Genomic DNA, 21,693 nt, shown 5'->3' on the forward strand with positions numbered 1-21,693 from the left:
TACCGACCGGAAGGCTTCTGCTACTGCTTGATCCAAGGCGGAAGCTTGAAATCGCCCGTAGCGTATTTCTTCGGCCCGATCAGGAAGCGCTTGCCGTCCCAGATCTGGTAGAACGTCACCGGAATGTGGTTCTCGTCCTGCACGGCGAGATGCGTCGCCTGGTCGAATTCCACCGGCCCCGGCGCGGCGTCGAACTTGGTTTCACCAAGCGCCTTGCCGATCGCGTCATGATCCTTGGGGTCGCCGACCTTCTCCAGCGCCGCGAAGTACATCTCGGCCTCTTCGTAGAGAGCCGAGCCGTAGACGCCCGGAGCGACTTTATACTTGTCCTGGAACTTCTTCAGCACTTCCTGCCCACGCTGCCAGCCGGGCGAGTCGATGGCGCCGCCGATCAGGTTGTAGAGGACGCCGTTCGACTGTTCCTTGGTCAGGTCGACGAATTCGGGAACCGACGGCGCGTATTGCAGGAACACCAGGCTTTGGGTCGGCTGTTCCAGGAACTGTTTCAGGAACAGAGCGGAGTTCGAGGGCTGATAGTCGGTGTTGACCACGAGGTCCGGCGGGTCCTGCCGCACCTTGGCAAGGATAGCGCGCCAGTCGTTGACGGGGCCGAACGGCACCATTTCGTCCACGGTCACGGTCCACCCGGCAGCGGAGAAGGACTTCTTCATGCCTTCCGAGATGACCTTGGAATAAGGGTTGTCGGACGAGATCATCGCCAGCTTCTTGCCCGCGGGCTTGAACTTGCCATCGGCGATCAGCCCTTCCAACAGGGGAAGCACGTCCGTCTCGTAGCCCTTGTAGGACGGCGAGAGCGACCAGCAGCAATTGTAGCTGCCCGGGTCCTTGCTCACGATGCCGGCAAACGAACCGGACGGGCCGGACGAGATGTAGGGCATGTTGGCATCGGCGAAGAGATCGACCTCGAAAAGCGACAGGCTGGCATAGCCGGTCAGCACGACCTGTACGCCTTCGGTGTTTATGAGGCGCTGCGCCGCGCTGCTGACGTTGTCGGGCGACCCGTCCTTGACGTCCGCCGAGATGATCTCGAACGTGTGGCCGGCCACGCCGCCGTTGGCGTTCTTTTCGTCAACGGCGAGCTCCACGCCCTTGACGAAGTCCGCGCCGTCGGAGGCCGAAGGTCCCGAAAGCGGCGCGAGCACGCCGATCTTGACGACGTCGGCGGCCGCCGCCGCCCCCATTGCCGTGCCCAGAGCCGACGCGCTCAGCGCGCCGACGAGAAGCAACTGTCTCAGTAGTCCCCTCTGCATGAGATCATTCCCCATTTTTTGCGATGTTCAGTTCCACGGCATGCCCTCTCAGGCATGACGCGCATGGTCAATCAGCCGGTCGATGAAGCCGAAACAACGTTCGAGCTGCTCGACGGTGATCCATTCGTCGGTTATGTGCGCCTCGCTGTCGCGCCCCGGGCCGCAGACGATGGTCGACATGCCGGCGGACTGGAAGATGCCGGCCTCGGATCCATAGTTCACGGTCGTCACCTCGTTGCGGCCGGCAAAACGCTTGGCGAGCGTTTCGGCGTGCGAGCCCGCATCGAGGACAAATGGCGGAACGTCATAGGCGATATTGGTCACCACGGCGGAGCCGGCGAAGCCTTCCTTCATGGCCGGAACGACCTTGCCGTCGCTGAATGCCCGGAACCTTTCGACCAGCGTCTCCACGACACCGCCGCGAGTAGCGCGGATATCCCACTGGAAGGCGCAGTCGCCGGGTATGGCGTTGCGTGCCGTGCCGCCCTGGACGACGCCGACGCTCACCGTCGTGTATGGCAGCTCGAACGGCGAGTCCGCCTCGGGGGCCGAACGAAGGTCGTTCGCGTAGGAGCGCAATTCTCCCATAAGGTCCATGGCATGGAAGATGGCGTTCACGCCAAGGTCGGGGCGCGACGAGTGGCAGGCCTTGCCTGTCACGGTCGTCAGCAGGCCGGCGCTTCCCTTGTGACCGCCAACCACGCCCATGCCGGTCGGCTCGCCGACGAAGACGGCGAGTTGCGGCGGCAGGGTCTTCGCCATGTGTTCGATGATGCCGTGGACGCCCAGGCACCCGACCTCTTCGTCATAGGACAAGGCAAGATGGATGGGCGCGGCAAGCGGCTCCTTCAGCATGGCGGGCACGCCGGCCAGCGCGCAGGCGACGAAACCCTTCATGTCCGAGGTACCGCGCCCGTAGAGCCTGTCGCCGTCGCGCCACATGTTGAACGGGTCGCGCGACCACTCCTGTCCGTCGACCGGGACGACGTCGGTATGGCCGCTCAGCACATAACCCGGCCGGTCGGCCGGCCCGATCGTGGCGAACAGGTTGGCCTTGGTGCCCGTCGCGTCGGGAATGACGACGCTCTCCACTCCGAAGCCGGCAAGGTAGGCCTTGACGAAGTCGATCGCCTCCAGATTCGACCGGCTGCTGACGGTGTCGAACCCGACCAGCCGGCTCAAGAGTTCGATTGCGGAGGAATGTGCCATTGTCTGTCCTGGTCCGTCCGGTTCGGCGCGGCGATTACCGATCAAAGCCGGTAGAAGCGCTTGGCGTTGTCGTGGAACAATTGCGATTGCTCCTGTGGCGACAGGACGGCCGCGATCTTCTTGAAGGTGTCGTAGATCTGGTCGAAGCTCATCTGGATCTTCGAGACCGGATAATCCGTGCCGAACATGCTGCGCTCGGTACCGAAACAGTCGATGCAATGCATGGCGACGTCGCGCACGCTTTCCAGCGTCCAGTTGCGATCATAGGCGCCCGGGTTCGATATCTTTATGGCGATGTTCGAACTAGCGGAGATGTGCTTCAGGCCGTCGCGCCAGTGCTGCATGCCTTCCGGATCGCGATCGATCGGGCTGCCGCAATGATTGATGATGATCTGCAGGCCGGGAAGCGCCTCGGCGATCTCCCGCACGACGCCGGCCTGGTAGGGATACATCATAAGCTCGAGGTTGAGCCCATGTTCCTGCAGCCGCGCGATATCGCGGCGCCACTGCGGATTGCGCCCGAGTTCGGGGTCGGTCACGAAGCATTTCTTGGGATCCGGGTGCCAGCTCAAAATGCCCCGGATGCCGGTCAACCGGTCGAACGCCGCCTGTCTTGCGATGGCGTCTGCCGCTTCCGGCTTGCCCAGCGAAGCGCCGCCGACGTAACGCGAGGCCACGCCTTTCGACTTGTCCAGGGTTTCCAGCCAGCGGGTCTCCCCCACGGGATCGCCGGCCCACAACGCCTCTATATGGACCGTGGCGACGATGTTGTGGCCCCGGGAATCGCGCACATAGTCGTCCACGAGATAGTCCGTGGCAATCTCGGAAAGACCGGCCACCGCCTGCACCGAAGGGTCCGTGGGCAGCAACCATGGATGCTTGCCCATGGAAAGGTCCCACAGGTGATGGTGCGGATCGATGATCGGTCCCGAATACATGTATACTCCCGGTGTGGGGATACGGTCAGACCGGGGATGTCAGCGTTCACGACTCCTTACCGGAACCCGCATGCTAACCGTTCGTGTCCGGCCTGTAACCCAAGCAGTCATAGTGATTGCAACACAAATGCCGGTATTGTCTCTTCAGGACAGGATTTTGCAGGAAGGACTCCACCGGCATCCATCTCAGTCCACGGCGACGGACCAGCCATGGCTGTCGGGCACGGTCCCGGCATGCAGCCCCGTCAGGTGCTCGAACAGTTTCGCCGCGACCGGCCCCGTCTGGCCGCCGTTGACGACGATCTTTTCGTCGCGCCAGGCGAGCTCGCCCACCGGGGAGATCACGGCAGCGGTGCCCACGCCCCACATCTCCTCCAGCGTACCGGCCCTCGACGCCGTCATCACGTCCTCGATGTCGATGGGCGCCTCGGCCACCTCCATGCCCCAGTCGCGCATGAGCGCGAGCACGCTGTCGCGCGTGATGCCGGGCAGGATCGAATCGCTCAATGGCGGCGTGCGGATGCGGCCGCCGATCTTCACCATGATGTTCATGGTGCCGACCTCCTCCAGGTAGTGGCGCTGGACGCTGTCCAGCCACAGCACCTGGCTGAAGCCCGCGGCGGCGGCCTCGCGGCCCACCTTGAGGCTGGCGGCATAGTTGGCGCCGGCCTTGGCCGAGCCGATCGCGCCCTTGGCCGCGCGCACGCGCGTCTCCGAGACGAGGATGCGGACCGGACCCGCGCCCTCCGAATAATAGGAGCCGACGGGACAGAGGAAGATGAGATAGGTATAGGTCCTGGAAGGCCGCACCACCATGTAGCCCTCGGTTCCCACCATGGTCTGGCGCACATAGATGGCGTTGCCACGCTTGGCCGGCACCCAGTCGCGATCGAGATCGATCAGCTTGCGCATCGCCGCAAGCACGAGGTCGGGGTCGACCGCCGGCATGCACAACTCGCCCGCGCTGCGGTTGAGACGCGCGATATGGGCCTGCGGCCGGAAGAGATGGATCGAGCCGTCTTCGCGGCGATAGCCCTTGGACCCGTCGAAGATCGACTGGGCATATTGGATGACGGAGGATGAGGGGTGGAGCTGCAGCGGGCCGAACGGCACGATGCGGGGATCGTGCCAGCCACGTCCTTCCGTGTACTCCATCTGGAACATATGGTCGGAGAAGTAGTCGCCGAAGCTCGCCTTGAGGTCTTGCGGGATGGGCTTGCGCGCCGCGGCGCGCGTGACGGGAATGTCATGCATGCTATGGATATCCTGATTGTCGATGAGGGCGGCAGGCCGTGCACGCGCAACCCGAGGTGCCGTTCAGGCGGGAGACGCCAGGTGACCGAGGCAGTCACCGGCTTCCACCAGCGAGAAGGTGCGGATGCAGACGGCGAAACCGCCGTGCCTGAAATGGACGGGCACCGGCTCGGCCCACGGATTGTCCAGATCGTAGATCAGACCGGCAAGCGCGCCGGCCGGCACATCGTCGCCGAGCGCGAAGCGCGGCTCGAAGAAACCCCGGCGTGAAGCAAAGGCATAGAGGTCCGGATCGTCCATCACCAGCCGGCGGACCTTGCCGCGGCGCTTCGGCAAGGATGCCGCGGGCGCCAGCACCTTCAGATGCGACAGCACCGAGCGCAGGCCGTTCTCCACGACGGCCAGCCCTTCGATATTGACCGTCGACCCCCCGCCGAACTCTCCGGTGACGAAGAAGACATTGTTCTGGTGCGCATAGTTGCCGATGACGCGGTCTTCGCCGCTCAATGCCCTGATGCTGTCGAAATACACCACGTTCGGCGGATCGAAGGCGTCGATGAACTCTTCCAGGCGCTGCTTCTGCGCGGGATCGGACCAGCGCGGCGCGAGCAGCGTCGGCAGGTATTGCAGCGAGCTGCCGCCGGCGTGGAAATCGACCAGATAGTCCGAGCGCGGCAACAACTCGGTGGTCACGTAATGGGCGATCATCTCCGTCGCCGTTCCGTTGCGCTTGCCCGGAAAGGTGCGGTTTAGGTTGATGTCGTCGATGGGCGAGGTGCGGGTGCCGGCGACAAAGGCGGGATAGTTGACCGCCGGGACGACGACCAGCCTTCCCGAAAGCCGGGAAAGGTCGAGCTCGCGAACAAGCCGGGCCAGCGCGATCGGACCCTCATATTCGTCGCCATGGACGCCGCCGGTCAAAAGGACCGTCGGCCCTTCGCCGTTCTTCGCGACCGCGATGGGGATGGCGATGTGGCCATAGGCGGAGCGATGTACTGAATGCGGCAAACGCAGCGTGCCTGTCTGCAGACCGTCGCGATCGAAATCGATATTCGTTCCGATCATGGACTTGTCGTCGCTCATCGCATCTCTCCAGGCTTCATCCGCATCGACTGGCGAGCCTAGCGCGAGCGGGAAAGGCAAGTCTTGCGCGATAGGGCCTAAAGCGCGTCGCGATCCTTCAGATTCGCTCCATGCGCTTTAGTTATTGATTCTATGCATGTCTTTGTCCCGAAACCGGTTCCCACTTTCGGGAGACATGCATTGATCTTTCGCAGATCGGCCATGGCCGGCGCCGGTCCGGGCCGGGCCATCCATTCACACAAGCTCGCGCCGCCAGCGCAGCGGGGTCAGGCCGGTAGCCTTGCGGAAACAGGTCGTAAAATGACTCTGGTCGGCGAAACCGCAGGTGAGCGCGACGTCGGCCAGCTGCAGCTTCTGTTTCCTCAGCAAGTCCTTTGCGCGATCGACGCGCCTCAGCACAATGAAATTGTGCGGGGTCTGGCCCGTGGACTGGCGGAACATGCGTGTGAAATGCCGCACGCTCCACCCGGCCAAATGGGCGAGGTCCGCCAGCGCGATTTCCTCCTGCAGATGAGCGTCGATATAGTCGCAGACACGCCGCCATTCCCGCGGGGAGAAGGCGCCGGAGGCCGGATGCGGGGTCCCGGCTCTCGCAAGGATGAGAACCTGGCAGATCAGCGCAAGCACCATGCTGTCTGCCAGCATGCGACCCAGCGGGCCTTCCGGATCGCCGAGCGTCCAAAGCTGCTCAAGAAGCGTGCTCACCACGGCGTTGGGCGCGGTGGAGCCGGAAAGCGGCTCGAGCGCCGATGACAGGTCGTCGGGACATTCCGGGCCAAGCAAGCCCCGAACATGGCCGACCGGCACCGCCAGTATGACCAGCTTGCGGGGGCCGCCGACGCGCCAGCGGCTCTCGACGTTGGGCGGTACGATGATGAGGTCCCCGGTGCGGGACTTTCCCCCTGCCCACCCGGCCCCCATGTTCCAGTCGTAGGAACAGGCCGGTGCCGACAGGGGCGTCGATATGACGACTTCCTCCACGGCCGGGTCTGCAAGCTCATGCCTGCCCTGCTCGACCAGTATCATGCTGGACCGCCCGGTGCCCTGGATGGTGCGATGCTGCTGGGGAAAGGCGGAGTAGGAAGATTTGCGGTAGAATTCCGCATAATTCTCATACGCTTCCCGCGCGACCTGCAAATCCTCCGCCCTCATGACCGGCCTCCAACGAGCCAAATTCTGCCTCGCAAGTTCGACCTGAAGCGGGTCGGCGTTTCAAGCAAAACTCGCACTGTTCCGCTCGCGTTTGTAGCATGAACTTTTCCGGGGATCGCAAGATGCGTTCCCCGGATCGCACTCTAAGTTTTTATTTTTATGCATGTCGTTGTCCCAGAACCGCTGCACACTTCTGGGCGACATGCATTAAGGACGCACTTTGCCGGCTCAACGGCTTGGCCCGCTCAGACGAGCGGGTCGGGAGCGGCGCTTTCGCTGCGTCCCTGCTGCAGGATCATCCGTCCGCGGTCGGAAGAGGCGCGGCGGAACTTCGACGCCGCCTGATAGTCGGTGTCGTTGTACCATTTCTGGGCCGTGGCCTCGTCCGGAAATTCGAGGATGACCATCCGATCGGTGAAGGTCTCGCCCTCGCATGTGGTCACTGGATCGCCCCGCGTCAGGAACTTCCCGCCATACTTCTTCAACGTGGCAGGGGTGAGCGCGGTGTACTTCTTGTAGGTTTCGGGGTCGTGGACCCTCATCGTGCAGATCATATAAGCGGCCATGGCCTCCTCCTTATTTTCGATCGAGCTTATCGCTTTATCAAAGCGTATTCACGATAAATTTCGTTTGTCATCGCCAACTTTTCGCGCATAGTCACCAAGGTTGGGGGAAATTTTAGCTGAAAGCGCCATGATCGCACTGGACGGTATCGACCATCGCATCCTGCGCGAGCTGCGGCAGGACGGCCGCATCTCGACGGTGGAGCTGGCCGAGCGTGTCGGCCTTTCGCCCACGCCCTGCGCGCGCCGGCTGAAGAGGCTCGAGGAGATGGGCGTGATCCAGGGGTATGCGGCGCGGATCGATCCGGCGGCGCTGGGCCTCGGTGTCTGCGTGATGGTTTCCGTGCGCCTGGGGCAGCAAGGCCCCGAAGGTGCCGGCCAGTTTCTGGACGAAGTAGCGAAACATCCGGAGATCACCGAATGCCTGCTGGTGACGGGAAACATCGACTACCTGCTGCGGGTCTGGGTGAAGGACATCGCGGCGCTTCGCGAATTCATCAGCAACGTGCTGCAATCGATCCCATCGGTGGCCGAGACGTCGACGATGGTGGTGCTCAACCCCGACGAGACCAATCTCTAGGCCGGAGAAATCTTGGTGCAAGCGATATCGCCCCTCAGGTCGATGGCCTGTCACGCGTTGGTCCGGCAATCGTTGAGCAAATTGTCGAACGGAAATGGAGGGATCCGACATGGCATTCGATATCGTTGAAGCTGCCCAGGCGCTGGTGCGCGGCCATCAGGACAACACCCGGTTCGTGACGATCGAGGGATTGCCGGATCTCGTCTCCGCCTACAAAGTGCAGGATGCCTATGTCGGGGCGATTATCGGCGGCGATCGCATAGCCGGTTACAAGATCGGCCTGACCTCGCACAGCATGCAGAGCATGTGCGGCATCGACCATCCCGTCGCCGGCGCCGTTTTCGGGCGGCGGGTGATGCATAGCGGAGCGAAGCTCTCGCTGACAGGCTACGGCCATCTCGGCCTGGAATTCGAGATCTGCGCCCGGCTCGGCCGCGATCTCGCGCCGCGCGCCGCACCCTACACGCGCGACGAGGTCGCCGCGGCGGTCGACGGCGTCTGCCCGGCGGTCGAGGTGGTGGACGATCGCCATGCCGATTATTCGGTGCTGGACGTACGCTCGCTGGTCGCCGACAATTCCTGGAACGCCGGCGTGGTGCTGGGCAATTTCGTCGCCCCGCCCGCAGCGCTGGAGAAAGTCGAGGCGATCGTCTACCAGGACGGCGTCGAGATCGGCAGAGGGGTCGGCGCCGATGCGCTCGGTCACCCTTATGAGCCGCTGGCCTGGCTGGCCGACCATCTGGGCGCTTCCGGTAGGGGCATGAAGGCGGGCGACATCGTCATGACGGGCAGCATCGTGCGCACGCGTTTCCCCGACAAGGCTTTTTCCTATCGGTTCGACATTGCCGGCCTTGGCAGCGTCGAGGTCAGCGGCGCCTGAGGCGCGGCATCATCGGAGAGGACGGATGGATCTTGGATTGAAGGGCAGGAACGCGCTCGTGCTGGGCGCTTCGAAAGGATTAGGCCGCGCCGTGGCCAAGGAATTGCTGGACGAAGGCGCGCGCGTGGCGATCTGCGCCCGCACCGCGGCGGCGCTGGAGCAGACCGCCCGCGAGATCGGCGCGACGGCGCTCGTCTGCGACCTCGCGAAGCCGGGTGCGGCGACGGAACTTGTAGAGCGGGCCAAGGCGACGCTGGGCGCGCCGGACATCGTGGTGGTCAACACCGGCGGCCCGCCCACCGCGCCCTTCGACGAGATCACGATCGAGCAATGGCGCGCCGCCTTCGACAATCTGTTCATGAGCGCGGTGGAGATCGTGCGGGCGGTGCTGCCTTCGATGCGCGAGAAGAAATGGGGCCGCGTGCTGTTCGTGACCTCCATCGCCGCGAAGGAGCCGATCAACCGCTTCGCGCTCTCCAACTCGCTGCGCGCCGGCATCCACGGACTGATCAACACGCTGAGCAAGGAAGAGGGCGCCAACGGCATCACCTTCAACGCGCTGATGCCGGGTTATACGCTGACGGAGAGACTGGCGGACGCGAAGCTCGACCTGGAAAAGGTGAGCCAGGCCATACCCGCCAAGCGCATCGGCCGTCCCGAAGAGTTCGCGGCGCTGGCCGCCTTCCTCGCCTCCGACCGCGCCTCCTACATCACCGGCCAGGCCGTCGCCTGCGACGGCGGCGCGCTGTGGTCCATCTGAGGGCGGCTTCACTCGCCATGAAGGTTTATTCGAACGAGTAGGTAAATCCTTCCGCCGACGCGCCGACGGTGACTTTCGCCATCTTCTTGCCCTCGAGCGAGCGGTTGAGCACGCCGCGGCTGAGTTCCGGCAGCAGCGTGTTGGTGAGGATGGCGTCGATCATGCGCCCGCCGGATTCGATCTCGGTGCAGCGCGCCTTGACCAGGTCCATCACGCCGTCGCCGATGACCAGCTCGGCATCGTTGGTTGCCTTGAGGCGCCTGGCGATCTTGCCGAACTGGTGCCTGGCGATCGCCTCGATCATCGCATCCGACAGCGGATAGTAGGGAATGGTGACCACCCGGCCGAGAAAGGCCGCCGGGAACACCTTCAGCAACGGGGCGCGCAGCGCGGTGTCGAGATCGTCGATGCCGGTCCGGACCGTGCCATTCTTCGTGCGGTCCATGATGACGTCGGAGCCGACATTCGACGTCAGCAGGATCAGCGTGTTCTTGAAGTCGATGCGCCGGCCTTCGCTGTCGTCCATCATACCCTTGTCGAAGACCTGGAAGAAGATCTCGTGCACGTCCGGATGCGCCTTCTCGACCTCGTCGAGCAGGATCACCGAATAGGGTTTCCTGCGCACCGCCTCGGTCAGAATGCCGCCCTTGCCGTAGCCGACATAGCCGGGCGGCGCGCCCTTCAGTGTCGAGACGGTGTGCGCTTCCTGGAATTCGGACATATTGATCGAGATCAGGTTCTGCTCGCCGCCGTAAAGCGTCTCGGCCAGCGCCAGCGCGGTCTCGGTCTTGCCGACGCCGGAGGGGCCGCAAAGCAGGAACACGCCGACCGGTTTTTCCGGCGCGCCAAGACCGGCGCGGCTGGTCTGAACGCGCTTGGCGATCATTTCCATAGCGTGGTCCTGGCCAACCACGCGCTCGGACAGGGTCGCGGCGAGCTTGAGCGCCTTCTCGGTCTGGCTGGAGAGCATGCGTCCGGTCGGGATGCCGGTCCAATCCTGCACCACGGCGGCAACCGCATTGCGGTCGACCGACGGCAGGATCAGCGGCGTCTCGCCCTGCGCGTCGGCAAGCTCGGCCATCAGTTCGCGCAGCCGCGCGAGATCGGCGGCGGCTTCATCCGCCGGCTCGGCGGAAGCTGTTTCGGCCTTTGCAGCCTTGGCTTTCGAGGCCTTGGCCTTCTTCGAACCGGCAGCCTTGCCGTCGGGCGCCTTTTGCTCGGGCGCCTTTGCCGCGCCCTCGACGCTCCCCGTCTCCGCGGCGGCCTCTTCAACCGCAGCCTCGTCGAGCGGCACGCCCTCGCCGCGCAGTTTTGCGCGCAGGTCGAGTATCTCGGCCACCAAGGCCTTTTCCCGGTCCCAGCGCGCCTGGGCAGCGGCCAAACTGGTCTCGGTTTCGGCCAATCCGGCATCGACGCGAGCCCGCCGGTCGGCGACCTCGATGCCGATCGCCGCCTCGCGACCGATGATGCCGCTCTCGACCTCGAGCGCCTGGCGGCGGCGCAGGATGTCCTCGACCTCGGCCGGCGTCGCATGTTGCGAGACCGCGACGCGAGCGCAGGCGGTGTCGAGCAGGCTGACCGCCTTGTCCGGCAATTGCCTTGCCGGGATGTAGCGGTGCGAAAGCGAGACCGCCGCCTCGATTGCCTCGTCCAGGATCTGCACCTTGTGATGCTGCTCCAGGACGCCGGCAACGCCGCGCAGCATCAGCACGGCCACGGCTTCCGAGGGCTCATCGATCTTGACCACCTGGAAACGGCGGGTCAGCGCCGGGTCCTTCTCGATGTGCTGCTTGTATTCGGCCCAGGTCGTGGCGGCGATGGTGCGAAGCTCGCCGCGCGCCAATGCCGGCTTCAACAGATTGGCGGCGTCGCCGGTGCCGGCCGCGCCGCCGGCGCCGATCAGCGTGTGCGCCTCGTCGATGAACAGGATGATCGGCACCTCGGAAGCCTGGACCTCGTCGATGACCGCCTTCAGCCGCTTTTCGAACTCGCCCTTGACGCTGGCGCCCGCCTGCATCAGCCCGACATCGAGCATGCGCACGCTGACGTTCTGCAATGTCGGCGGCACGTCGCCCTGGGCGATGCGCAGCGCAAAACCCTCGACCGCCGCCGTCTTGCCGACGCCCGCCTCGCCGGTCAGGATCGGGTTGTTTTGCCGACGTCGCATCAAGATATCGACGATCTGCCTGATCTCCGGATCGCGGCCGACGACAGGGTCGATCTTGCCGTCGCGGGCGCGTTGGGTGAGGTCGGTTGCGTATTTCGCCAGCGCCGAATCCCCGCCCGGACCGCGCTTCATCGGCGTCTCGGTAGCGGCCGCGGCGGGCGGTGAGCCGGCTTCGAGAGAGCCTTCGGTGACATCGGCGAAGCGGGAAACGACACCGTCCGCGTCGATCTTGTCGAATTCGGCGCTGATCTTGGACACCAGGCCTTCCAGCACCGGCGTCTTCAGGCAGGCAAGCAGGATATGGGCGCTGCGCACCTCTTCGACGCCGAACTCCAGCGTCGCCAGGTTCCATCCTTCCTGGATGGCGTGGAAGATGTGGTCGGAGAATTCCTCCACCGAAGTGGCGCCGTAGGGCAGCTTGTCGATGGCGCGGGTCATGTCGGCCGTCAGCCGGCTGGCATCGATACCGGCGTCGGCGACGATCATCTGCACATCCGAGCGCTCGGACAGCACCAGTTGCTGGATGAAATGGACAAGCTCGACATAAGGATTGCCGCGCAGCTTGGCCGTGTCGGCCGCGGCCTTGAAGGCGCGCACCCCCGTGGCGTTGAGCTTGGCAACCAGTTCCTTACGCTTGAAGCTCTGCGATGACCGGCGCTGTTCCATCGAACCTGCTCCCGCAACCTGCCAACCGTACCCTGCCATATAAGCGGCTGCTTGACAAAGCCGTGTGACGGATAGGGGCGTTTGAATCCATCCAGGCGGCACCGCCCGGTTACACAAGCCCTGCAAACTCGCTGCAACAAACACCGGATTGCTGCCCGGGCTATGCGAGCCATTTCACATACCGGGTCCGGCAATCGCGCAATGGGTTTGGCCAAAGAAAAAGCGGTCGCGTTTAGCTTCCGTTAGTTTTTGCGCAGGTGCTCAATTGTCGTCGCGTGAGGCCGGTGATAACGTTACGTCACATAGGGGTCTCAGGGCCGCTGGCTGGGGGTTGGTGTGATTGATCTCGCACTCTGGCTGAATCCTCTGAACGGTGCGAATCCGTCGGGAGAGGACTTGCGCAACGACCCGGCCTTTCACGAGCTGGAGCGCCTGACCGAGCCTCAGCTCAAGGTTGTCCATGACGGCAACAGCAAGCCCGCGTCGCAGTCCAGTCCAGTCGACTGGGCGGCGGTGCTCGAAAGGGCCGAAGAGTTGCGCACCCGCGGCCGGGACCTGCGCCTGCTGGTCATCGTCGCGCGGGCCTTGGCCAACGAGGAAGGGCTGGCCGGCCTCGCCCAGGGGCTGACGTTGATTGCGCGAACCTTCGAGCAGTACTGGGACACGATGCATCCGTCGCTGCGGACGGGCGCGCCGCGCGAAGCTGCCTTACGCCGCATCAACGCGCTGCTCGATCTGCAAAACGGCCAAGAAGGCTTGCTGGCGAACCTCAGGCAGGTGGCCTTCTTCTCCCCGCGCGCGATCGGGCCGATCAGCGGCCGGGACCTGGAACAGGCTGCGCTCGACGAACGCGTCATGCTCCAGGAAGCAGCCTCTGGCCTCGGGACCGCCGAAAAGGCGGCGCTGACGAGCGCCCACAACCAATTGTTGAACCGAGTGCGCACCGGATGCGCGGCGCAAATCGATCAAGCAGCGGATGTAATGACGTCGCTGCTGGCCGACGCGCGTGCCGCGATCGCCGCGCTTGAGGCGGTGGACGCCGCACTCAACGCCCGCATCGAAGGCCATGGCGCCACCGTCCCGGAATTGAAGAAGTTCCTGCAGCGTTTGCTGACGACGCTGGAGCGGAATTCCGGTGGCGGCGCCACGGCGAACGGCGCCGCGAAGCCCGCTCCGCAGGCGGCGGAACCAGCAATGCCCGCCCGCAACGGTCATGGAGCCGAGACGATGGCAAGTGTGGCAAACCCTGTGGACGCGGGCGCCGGTCTGCCGGACCGGATCAACTCGCGCGACGAGGTCGTCAAATGCCTCGACCTCGTGGTCGCTTTCTACGACCGCACCGAACCGTCCAGCCCCATCCCGCATCTCGCCCGGCGCGTGCGCCGGATGGTGCACATGGATTTTGTGGAACTGATGGAAGATCTCGCCCCGTCGGGGCTGAAGGAGTTCCGGCAGCTTGCCGGCGTCCCCGATCCCAAGAAGCCGGCTCAGAAGGATGAAAGGTAGAAAAGCATGCCAGCAGAGAGCAAAGCGAAGGTCATCGAAAGAAACCGCGCGCCGCGCGTGCAGATCGCCTACGACGTTGAAACCTACGGCAGCCCGACGACGATCGAACTGCCGTTCGTCATGGCTGTGATGGCCGACCTTTCGGGCGCTTCGCAGACCAAGGAAGCGGCGAAGTCGGTGCTTGACCGCAACTTCGTCGAAACCGACGCCAACCGCTTCCCGAAATTCATGGAAGCGATGGGGCCGCGGGTGAAGGCGCGGGTGAAGAACACCCTGCCGCAGGCCGAGGGCCAGGAGCGGGACGAAGAGCTCATGGTCGATCTCACCTTCTCCAAGATGGGCGACTTCGCGCCCGACAAGATCGCCGAGCAGGTCCCGCAACTGGCCGAGATCCTGAAGATGCGCCGTCAGCTCGAGGAGTTGCTTGGCTTCATGGACGGCCGCGTCGACGCGGAAAAGCGCATAGCGCAGCTTCTGAACAACGAGCCGCTGCTGAGCAAGATCGCCAGCCAGGCGATGGATGACGGCAAGGGCGAGGAGTAAGTCATGGCCGAACAGCAAAAGACCGCAGCCGCCACCGCCGAGGCGGAAGCCATAGACCTTGGCGAATTCAGCGGCCTCCTTGAAAAGGATTTCAAGGTCAAGAAGGACGACAGCGAGAAGCTGCAACAATTGGTGCGCAACCTGGCGCTTGCCGCGCAATCGCGCTCCGAGACCACGACCATCTCGTCCAATGCGATCAAGTCGATCAAGTCGCTGATCGCCGGCATCGACAAGATGCTGACGACGCAGGTCAACGAGATCCTGCACGCGCCGGAAGTGCGCGAGATGGAAGGCACGTGGCGTGGCCTCTGGTACCTGATCAACAACACCGAGACGGACACCAAGCTGAAGATCCGGGTGATGAACATCTCCAAGGAGCAGCTGGCCGACACGCTCGAAGATTATGAAGGCCAGATGTGGGACCAGAGCCCGATCTTCAAGAAGGTCTACACGGACGAGTATTCGATGCTGGGCGGCGAGCCGATCGGCTGCATCATCGGCGCCTATGAATTCTCCAACCATCCGCGCGACGTCGGGTTGCTGCGCAACATTTCCGGCGTCTGCGCCTCGGCGCATACGCCGTTCATCGCCGCCGCCTCGCCACGGCTGTTCCGCATGGACAGCTGGCAGGAACTGCCGAACCCGCAGGATCTGCAGATGATCGTGAACAACCCGGCCTATGCCTCATGGCAATCGCTGCGCGAAAGCGAGGATGCCCGCTACATCGGCCTTACCATGCCGCGGGTTCTGGCGCGCCTGCCCTATGGCTCTGAAACCGTTCCGGTGAAGGGCTTCACCTTCGAGGAAGAGGTGGGCGGCGACCACAACAAATATGTCTGGATGAATGCCGCCTTCCCGATGGGCGTGAACATCAACCGCAGCCACAAGCTCTATGGCTGGGGAACGCAGATCCGCGGCGTCGAGAACGGCGGCACGGTGCTCAACCTGCCGGTGCACGCCTTCCCGACCGACGACGGGTCGATCGCGATGAAATGCCCGACGGAAGTCGCCATAGACGACCGGCGCGAGGCGGAACTGGCGAAGCTCGGCCTGATGCCGATCCTGCACCGCAAGAACACCGATCTCGCGGCCTTCATCGGCGCGCATTCGCTGCAGGACGACGAGACCCGCGCCGGGCGGCTGGTCGACCCCGACGCCCAGTCGAACGAACGGCTGAGCGCCAACCTGCCCTACCTCTTCCCGGTCTCGCGCTTCGCGCACTACCTCAAGGCGATCGCGCGCGACAAGATCGGCTCGTTCAAGGAACGCACCGACATGGAGACCTGGTTGACCGAATGGATCAACCGGTACGTGCTGGCCAACCCTGCCTTTGCCGACGACAAGGCGCGCGCCAAGCGCCCGCTTGCCGCGGCCGAGGTCCAGGTCGACAGCGTCGAAGGCCGGCCCGGCTACTACAATGCCCGTTTCTATCTGCGTCCGCACTACCAGCTGGAAGGCATCAACGCCTCGCTCCGGCTGGTGTCGGAATTGCCGTCTGTGAAGGGCTGAAAATCGCAAAGTCATCTGTTAGCGGTGGAGAAAGACAATGCCTGATAGAGCCGATGCGCCTTCGATGAAGATCGACGGCTTCCTGAAAGTCCCGGATATCAAGGGCCCGAGCAAGCGCGACGGCCATGAGGACGAAATCGAGATCCATGGCGTCGATTACAAGATGATCGCGCCTTACGATCCCAATTCGCTGTCGCGGCGCGGCCGCGTGTCGATGGGAATGATCAAATTCTTCAAGCACTACGACAAGTCGTCGCCCTACCTGAAGAAGGCGCTGTTCGAGAACAAGGCGCTGGACGAAGTGGTGTTTTCGGCCCGCCGCACCATTGACGGCGAGACCAGCGACTATCTGGTCGTGACGCTCACCGACGCCTCCGTCATGGAATACGACATGCGGCAGGCCCACGACGAGGCGGACCTGATCGAGGAAGAAGTCAGCTTCGCCTACAAGAAGATCAAGTTCGTCTACGACAAGGACGACGAGATCGAAATGGACGTCTATGTCGGCAAGTGAGGCCAAGCGGCCTGGCGCGAAAGCGCAGCTTGCCGGCAGTTCGCGGGCAAAGCGCGAGGCGGTCCAGCCCTCCCTCTGGGACCGCCTCGTCAACGACTTGCCCGGGCTGACGTCGGAGATCGACGGGCTGCGCCGTCTGCTGGAAGAAGAACTCGGCGCCGAGCGCGTCGAGGCTCTTCTTGCCGGCAGCGCGCGCGTCATCGATGCCGATGCCGAACTGACATCCGAGCAGAAACGACGACTGCACAGACTGGTCTTCCAGACCGAACATCGCACAGAGATCGAAAGCCGCGGCGTGGTGGTGTCGGCGCGCGTGCTCAGGGAAGCGGTCCGGCGCGATATCGAGGCTTTGTTCAACACCGAGCGTTTCGAGTCCGCACCGATGCTTTCCGACGCCGAGCACGAACAGCCGCTGGATGAGCTGCCGCCGCTCGCCGACTTTCCGGAGGTGCGCCGCAGCGTCGTCAACTACGGCGTACCGTCGTTTTCCGGCCGCTCGTCGCGGGATTTCGACCGCGACACGCTGGCGCGCGAGATCCGCGCGGTGCTCGCCACTTTCGAGCCGCGCCTCAAGGAAAGCGCCACGACCGTCAACGTCACGCTTGGCGACAAGACCGTCGGCCTCAAGATCGAGATCGACGCCGTGCTGATCATGACGCCGACGCCGGAACGCATGCGGCTGCGCACCACGATCAATCTCGACAACGGCCTGGCGCGAACCGAATTCCGGGAGACCTGAGATGGATCGGGTCTTCGTGGAGTATTACGAAGAGGAACTGACGCATATCCGCGCGCTGGCCGCGGAATTCGCCGACATGCATCCGGCAGTCGCCCGCAACCTTTCCCTCGACACCGTTCCCTGCCCCGATCCCTATGTCGAACGGCTGCTCGACGGCGTGGCCTTTCTTGCCGCGCGCACGCGGCTCAAGGTCGACGCCGAGCGCTCGCGCTTTTCGCGCGCCGTGCTCGACGTGCTCTATCCGGACCTGGTGACGCCGGCGCCGGCGACCGCGATGGCCGTGCTGAAACCCGGACAGCAGGTGCAGTCGATGATCGCCGGCCATGCCGTGGCGCGCGGCACGCGGCTGGTCTCCGGCTTGCATCCAGGGCTCTCGACGCGCTCAACCTTCACCACCGCGCAAGAGGTCACGCTGTGGCCGATCGCGATCAATTCGGTCAGCTATTTCCAGGACCGCAGCGCGCTGGCCGCCGCCGGCATCGCGCCGGTTGGCGGCGTGCGCGGCGAAGCGGCATTCCGCATCGCGCTTACCCGGACCGGGAAGGGCAAGCTCAGCGAATTGTCGCTCGACCGGCTCGATCTCTACTTCGCCGGGCGCACCAAGGCGCCGCTCCTCTTCGACGCGATCTTCGGCGCCTGCTCGGCCGTCGGCGCGCGGGCGGAAGGCAAGACCAATCCGCTCACGGCGCTGCCCGAGCCCGAAATGATCGGCATAAGCGACGATGAAGCGCTGATGCCGCGCACCCGCCCGACCTTCGAGGGATACCGGCTGCTGCGCGAATATTTCCTGATCCCCGAGCGCTTCCACTATGTGCGCGTCGCCGGCCTGCAGCCAGTGGTGCGCAAGTGCGATGGGGCAATAGAGATCATCTTCCTGTTCCGGCGTCCGGTGCCGGAACTCGCCGATGTGGCGGTGGCCGATTTCGAGCTGTTCGCAACGCCGATCATCAATCTCTTCGAACGCGAGTGCAACGTCATCGAGATCGACCCGCGCCGGACGCGCCAGGTGCTGCATGCCGACCGCACCCGGGCGCGCGACTTCGAGATTTTCCGGGTCACCCGGGTGGAAGACGCCGACGCTGAAGGCAGCGAGGCGATAATCCCGGAATTGTTCAGCCTGGGGCAGAACCGCGGCAGCGGCTGGGTCTATTCCACGGAGCGACGCCCCCGCCGGGCCACGGAGGACGAGCGGCGCGACGGCCTGACCCGCACCTCTTACACAGGCGACGACGTGTTCCTCGCCGTCTCGCGTCCGGCCGGAAGCCAGCCCAACCGGCCGCTGAAACGGCTCGACGTGATGGCGCTCTGCACCAACCGCGACCTGCCGATCCTGGACGACACGCCGGCGCTGACGCTGGAGACCGCCGATCCGGTGGAAGCGGTGCGGCTGCTCGGCGCGCTGCGGCCGCCGCAGCCGGCGATCCCGGCAGCGCTGCCGGCCGGTGCCGAAGGCGAATCCCGCGCCGACAATCTCGCCTGGCGGCTGGTGGCGCAGCTCTCGCTCAATTTCCTCAGCCTCGCCAAGGAAGGTCGCGGCGTCGATCCGCTGCATGCCTTGCTCGACCTCTACGCCGATCGCGGCGATCCGAGCCTTGCCCGCAACGTGCATTCGATCACCCGCATCGACTCGCGGCCGGTGATCGAGCGGCTCAAGATCGACGGGCCGATGTGTTTCGGCCGCGGCACCGAGGTGACGCTGCATGTCGACCAGTCGGTGCTGGCGGGCCAGAGCACGCTGCTGCTTTCGGCCCTGCTTGCGCGGTTGTTCGCCCGCCATGCCGGGATAAATGGTTTCGTACGGACGCGTACGCGGTTGCTGCAGAAGCAGGAGGATGTGCCATGGCCGATGACGCCCGGCAATCGCTACCTGATCTAGCGCGGCTGGCCCCAACCGGAGCGGAGCCGCTGTCGGAGGGGTACGATTTCTTCGAGCTGCTGCGCCGCCTGGAGCAGCGGCGCGGCCTGTTCGGGCATTCCGGAACCGCGGACCGTGAGCCGGCAAGGATCGGCCAGCATGTGCGCCTCAGCTTCTCGGCGCGGGACGTGATCAAATTCCAGGATGTGGGCGAAAAGGCTCCGGCGCGGGTGACCGTCGCCAATCTCGGCCTGCTCGGGCCGGAAGGGCCGATGCCGCTGCATCTGACGCGCTGGGTGCTCGACCGACTGTCGCAGCGCTGGTTCACCGGCGCCGATGCCGAGCAGACCAGCGACACGACCTTCGTCGACTTCGTCAACATCCTGCAGCATCGCATGATCGCGCTCTATTACCGCGCGTGGGCGGACGCGCATCCGGCGGTGCAGGTCGAACGTTCGGTCGGCGGGCGCGTCCGCGCCATGCTGGAAGCCATGGCCGGGATCGGCCTTCCCGGCACGCAGGATCCCGAGCTCGACACGGTGCGGCTGCGCCAGGCCGGATCGCTGGCAAACCAGGTCGACGGCGCGGAGCGGCTGACGCTGTTTCTCGCCACCGCCTTCAAGGTGCCGGTGCGGATCAAGGAATTCGTCGCCGCCTGGATCACCATTCCGGCGGCGCTGCAGAGCCGTATCGGCAAGGCCTATGCGACGATCGGCGGCGGCGCGACGATCGGGCCGCGCGTCTTCAGCCGGCAGAGCCGGATCGAATTGCGCGTCGGACCGCTGAGTCTCGACGACTTCAAATCCTTCCTGCCCGGAGAACGGCGCCTTGCCCTGTTCAAGAAAGCAGTGCGCGACATGATCGGCGAAGCGCTCGATGTCGATCTCAGGATCGTGCTCGCGCGTGAAGCCGTGCCTTCGCCGAAGATGGGAACCATCCAGCTTGGCCGAACCTCCTGGCTTTCGCGGCCCGCCGAGAAGGGGGACGCCGACGATCTCAGGTTGCGCACCATCGTCGGCTGGCGGCCGGAAATGGCGGAGGCGGCCGCATGAGCCTGCTGCTGACCCTGGAACAAGGCCCGCGCTCGCAGGTGGTCAGGCAGACCCGGCTGGACGAGGGCGAGTTGGTGATCGGCCGCAGCGCCGATGCCGGCTGGCAGATCGACGATCCGGACATGTTCGTCTCACGCGCCCACTGCAAGATCAGCGGCGGCCGCGACGGCTACTTCGTCACCGACACGTCGAGCAGCGGATTGTTCATCGACGATTCCGACAGCCCGCTCGGCACCGGCAGGTCGACGCGCCTGCAAAGCGGCATGCGGCTGCGCCTGGGCGACTATGTGCTGCATGTCGAGGTGCAGCCCAGCGCTGGCCACACCTCGATCGGTCAGGCGCCGGTCGCCAACGCCGGGCCGGCATGGTCGCCGCCGCAATCGCGGACGCCCCCCAGCATCGGCGGCGACGATTTCTTCTCGGCCAAAGTCGAGGAAGAGCCGCAGCGGCCGCGCCCGGCAGGGCTGCCCGATCCGTTCGAACAGCCTGTGCCCGGGGCTTACGATCGCGCCGCGAACCAGCGCAGCTCGCCCGCCTTCGACGACCCGTTCAGCCTCGATCCGGTGGCGACGCCGGCCTCGAGCGAAGAGCCTGACGCCGCCCAAGCGGACCCCTTCGGCTTCGGGGAGATGCCATCGCGCAACGATATGCCCGAGCCCGCGCCGAAACCGTCCGGCTTCGACGATTTCAGCTTCGGGCCAGCCGCGACGCCCGCTTCCGGCAGCAGCGCCGACGCAACCGGTCGCGACGGGCGGCCCGCTGAGAAGCCGAAGGCGGCCCGTCCATGGGAGATACCGGCGCAGGCGGCCGACCCCTCAGCGCCACCACCTCGCCCTGTTCCGGTGCCCAAGCCATCACGTCCGGCGCAACCGGCGTCCAGCGAGATAGCGTTGCGCGCCGCGTTCCTGCGCGGCATGGGCGTCGAGGAGGCCGATTTTCCCGGGCGCGATGCGATTGCCGAAATGGAAAAGTTCGGGCGGGAATACCGGCTGATGCTCGATGGCCTGATGCAGCTCCTGCGCAAGCGCGCCGAAGAGAAGGGAAGCGCGCGTGTCGCCCAGACCATGGTCGGCGCCTCCGAGGTCAACCCGCTCAAATTCCTGCCGACGGTCGAGGATGTCATCGTCACCATCATCGCGGAACGCAGCCCCGGCTTTCTCTCCGGCGAGGCGGCGATCGGCGACGCGGTCAAGGACCTCGCGCAGCATCACGTGCGCGCCTGGCGCGGCGTGCAGGCGGCGCTGCGACGCATGATCGACCGTTTCGATCCGGCCGCGATCGAAGAAGAGCTCAAGTCCAATTCCGCGATCGGCAATCTGCTCGCCGGCGGGCGCAATGCCAAGCTGTGGGAACTTTACCAGAAACGCCATCGCGACATCGCCCAGAGCGCGGAATCGAGCTTCCTGGGCGAGATCGGCGCAGACTTCAGGGATGCATATGAAGAGGAGTAGG

19 protein-coding genes are annotated in these 21,693 nt (G+C 64.7%); 11 read left to right on the plus strand and 8 right to left on the minus strand.

Going from position 1 to position 21,693, the window contains the following annotated elements; genetic code table 11:
* Positions 1-20 precede the first annotated feature (20 nt).
* The 7 genes from FJW10_RS03005 to FJW10_RS03035 all read right to left on the minus strand — a co-directional run bounded on the left by FJW10_RS03005 (position 21) and on the right by FJW10_RS03035 (position 7,473).
* Entirely contained in the window at positions 21-1,271 is a 1,251-nt protein-coding gene (locus FJW10_RS03005; RefSeq protein WP_140898291.1) for an ABC transporter substrate-binding protein, read from the minus strand.
* 48 nt (positions 1,272-1,319) lie between these two features.
* Positions 1,320-2,480 (minus strand): acetylornithine deacetylase, encoded by a 1,161-nt coding sequence (argE, locus tag FJW10_RS03010; protein ID WP_140898292.1) that lies wholly within the window; start codon positions 2,478-2,480, stop codon positions 1,320-1,322.
* Positions 2,481-2,521: 41 nt separating this feature from the next.
* Positions 2,522-3,418 carry an amidohydrolase family protein gene (locus FJW10_RS03015; protein WP_140898293.1) on the minus strand — a complete coding sequence of 299 codons (897 nt, stop codon included), beginning with the start codon at positions 3,416-3,418 and terminating at the stop codon, positions 2,522-2,524.
* A gap of 186 nt (positions 3,419-3,604) precedes the next feature.
* The gene (locus tag FJW10_RS03020) at positions 3,605-4,672 is read right to left on the minus strand and encodes a branched-chain amino acid aminotransferase (protein ID WP_140898294.1); all 1,068 of its coding nucleotides are present in this window, start codon (positions 4,670-4,672) and stop codon (positions 3,605-3,607) included.
* Between the two features lie 63 nt (positions 4,673-4,735).
* Positions 4,736-5,755, minus strand: a complete 1,020-nt coding sequence (locus FJW10_RS03025; protein WP_140898295.1) for a succinylglutamate desuccinylase/aspartoacylase family protein — start codon at positions 5,753-5,755, stop codon at positions 4,736-4,738.
* Between the two features lie 234 nt (positions 5,756-5,989).
* Positions 5,990-6,907 carry an AraC family transcriptional regulator gene (locus FJW10_RS03030; RefSeq protein ID WP_140898296.1) on the minus strand — a complete coding sequence of 306 codons (918 nt, stop codon included), beginning with the start codon at positions 6,905-6,907 and terminating at the stop codon, positions 5,990-5,992.
* Positions 6,908-7,152: 245 nt separating this feature from the next.
* Positions 7,153-7,473: a DUF1330 domain-containing protein gene (locus tag FJW10_RS03035; RefSeq protein WP_140898297.1), complete on the minus strand. Its 321-nt coding sequence runs from the start codon at positions 7,471-7,473 to the stop codon at positions 7,153-7,155.
* Between the two features lie 127 nt (positions 7,474-7,600).
* Here FJW10_RS03035 and FJW10_RS03040 point away from each other — a divergent pair, with 127 nt between their 5' ends.
* The 3 genes from FJW10_RS03040 (at position 7,601) to FJW10_RS03050 (ending at position 9,690) form a co-directional block, all read left to right on the plus strand.
* The gene (locus FJW10_RS03040) at positions 7,601-8,050 is read left to right on the plus strand and encodes an Lrp/AsnC family transcriptional regulator (protein WP_140898299.1); all 450 of its coding nucleotides are present in this window, start codon (positions 7,601-7,603) and stop codon (positions 8,048-8,050) included.
* Between the two features lie 109 nt (positions 8,051-8,159).
* Positions 8,160-8,930 (plus strand): fumarylacetoacetate hydrolase family protein, encoded by a 771-nt coding sequence (locus FJW10_RS03045; RefSeq protein WP_181177385.1) that lies wholly within the window; start codon positions 8,160-8,162, stop codon positions 8,928-8,930.
* 25 nt (positions 8,931-8,955) lie between these two features.
* The gene (locus FJW10_RS03050; protein ID WP_140643150.1) at positions 8,956-9,690 is read left to right on the plus strand and encodes an SDR family oxidoreductase; all 735 of its coding nucleotides are present in this window, start codon (positions 8,956-8,958) and stop codon (positions 9,688-9,690) included.
* Positions 9,691-9,715: 25 nt separating this feature from the next.
* On the opposite strand, the gene tssH is transcribed toward FJW10_RS03050, so the two are convergent.
* Positions 9,716-12,523 (minus strand): type VI secretion system ATPase TssH, encoded by a 2,808-nt coding sequence (tssH, locus tag FJW10_RS03055; RefSeq protein ID WP_140898302.1) that lies wholly within the window; start codon positions 12,521-12,523, stop codon positions 9,716-9,718.
* A 336-nt stretch (positions 12,524-12,859) separates the two neighbouring features.
* On the opposite strand from tssH, the gene tssA reads away from it, so the two are divergent.
* The 8 genes from tssA to tagH all read left to right on the plus strand — a co-directional run bounded on the left by tssA (position 12,860) and on the right by tagH (position 21,692).
* On the plus strand, positions 12,860-14,029 hold the full coding sequence (gene tssA / locus FJW10_RS03060; RefSeq protein WP_140898304.1) for a type VI secretion system protein TssA: 1,170 nt from the start codon (positions 12,860-12,862) through the stop codon (positions 14,027-14,029).
* A gap of 6 nt (positions 14,030-14,035) precedes the next feature.
* Positions 14,036-14,572 carry a type VI secretion system contractile sheath small subunit gene (gene tssB, locus FJW10_RS03065; RefSeq protein WP_140898306.1) on the plus strand — a complete coding sequence of 179 codons (537 nt, stop codon included), beginning with the start codon at positions 14,036-14,038 and terminating at the stop codon, positions 14,570-14,572.
* Between the two features lie 3 nt (positions 14,573-14,575).
* Entirely contained in the window at positions 14,576-16,081 is a 1,506-nt protein-coding gene (gene tssC / locus FJW10_RS03070) for a type VI secretion system contractile sheath large subunit (RefSeq protein ID WP_140654756.1), read from the plus strand.
* A gap of 64 nt (positions 16,082-16,145) precedes the next feature.
* Positions 16,146-16,595, plus strand: coding sequence for an Hcp family type VI secretion system effector (locus FJW10_RS03075; protein WP_181166839.1), 450 nt, complete (start codon positions 16,146-16,148; stop codon positions 16,593-16,595).
* On the plus strand, positions 16,582-17,334 hold the full coding sequence (tssE, locus tag FJW10_RS03080; RefSeq protein ID WP_140834178.1) for a type VI secretion system baseplate subunit TssE: 753 nt from the start codon (positions 16,582-16,584) through the stop codon (positions 17,332-17,334). The genes FJW10_RS03075 and tssE overlap by 14 nt, the downstream gene beginning before the upstream one ends.
* A gap of 1 nt (position 17,335) precedes the next feature.
* Positions 17,336-19,210 (plus strand): type VI secretion system baseplate subunit TssF, encoded by a 1,875-nt coding sequence (gene tssF, locus FJW10_RS03085; protein ID WP_140898308.1) that lies wholly within the window; start codon positions 17,336-17,338, stop codon positions 19,208-19,210.
* Positions 19,174-20,241, plus strand: coding sequence for a type VI secretion system baseplate subunit TssG (tssG, locus tag FJW10_RS03090; RefSeq protein WP_140898310.1), 1,068 nt, complete (start codon positions 19,174-19,176; stop codon positions 20,239-20,241). The genes tssF and tssG overlap by 37 nt, the downstream gene beginning before the upstream one ends.
* On the plus strand, positions 20,238-21,692 hold the full coding sequence (gene tagH, locus FJW10_RS03095) for a type VI secretion system-associated FHA domain protein TagH (RefSeq protein WP_140898312.1): 1,455 nt from the start codon (positions 20,238-20,240) through the stop codon (positions 21,690-21,692). Before tssG ends, tagH begins: the two co-directional genes overlap by 4 nt.
* Position 21,693 lies beyond the last annotated feature (1 nt).

The organism is Mesorhizobium sp. B4-1-1, from assembly GCF_006439375.1.
Lineage (GTDB): Bacteria > Pseudomonadota > Alphaproteobacteria > Rhizobiales > Rhizobiaceae > Mesorhizobium.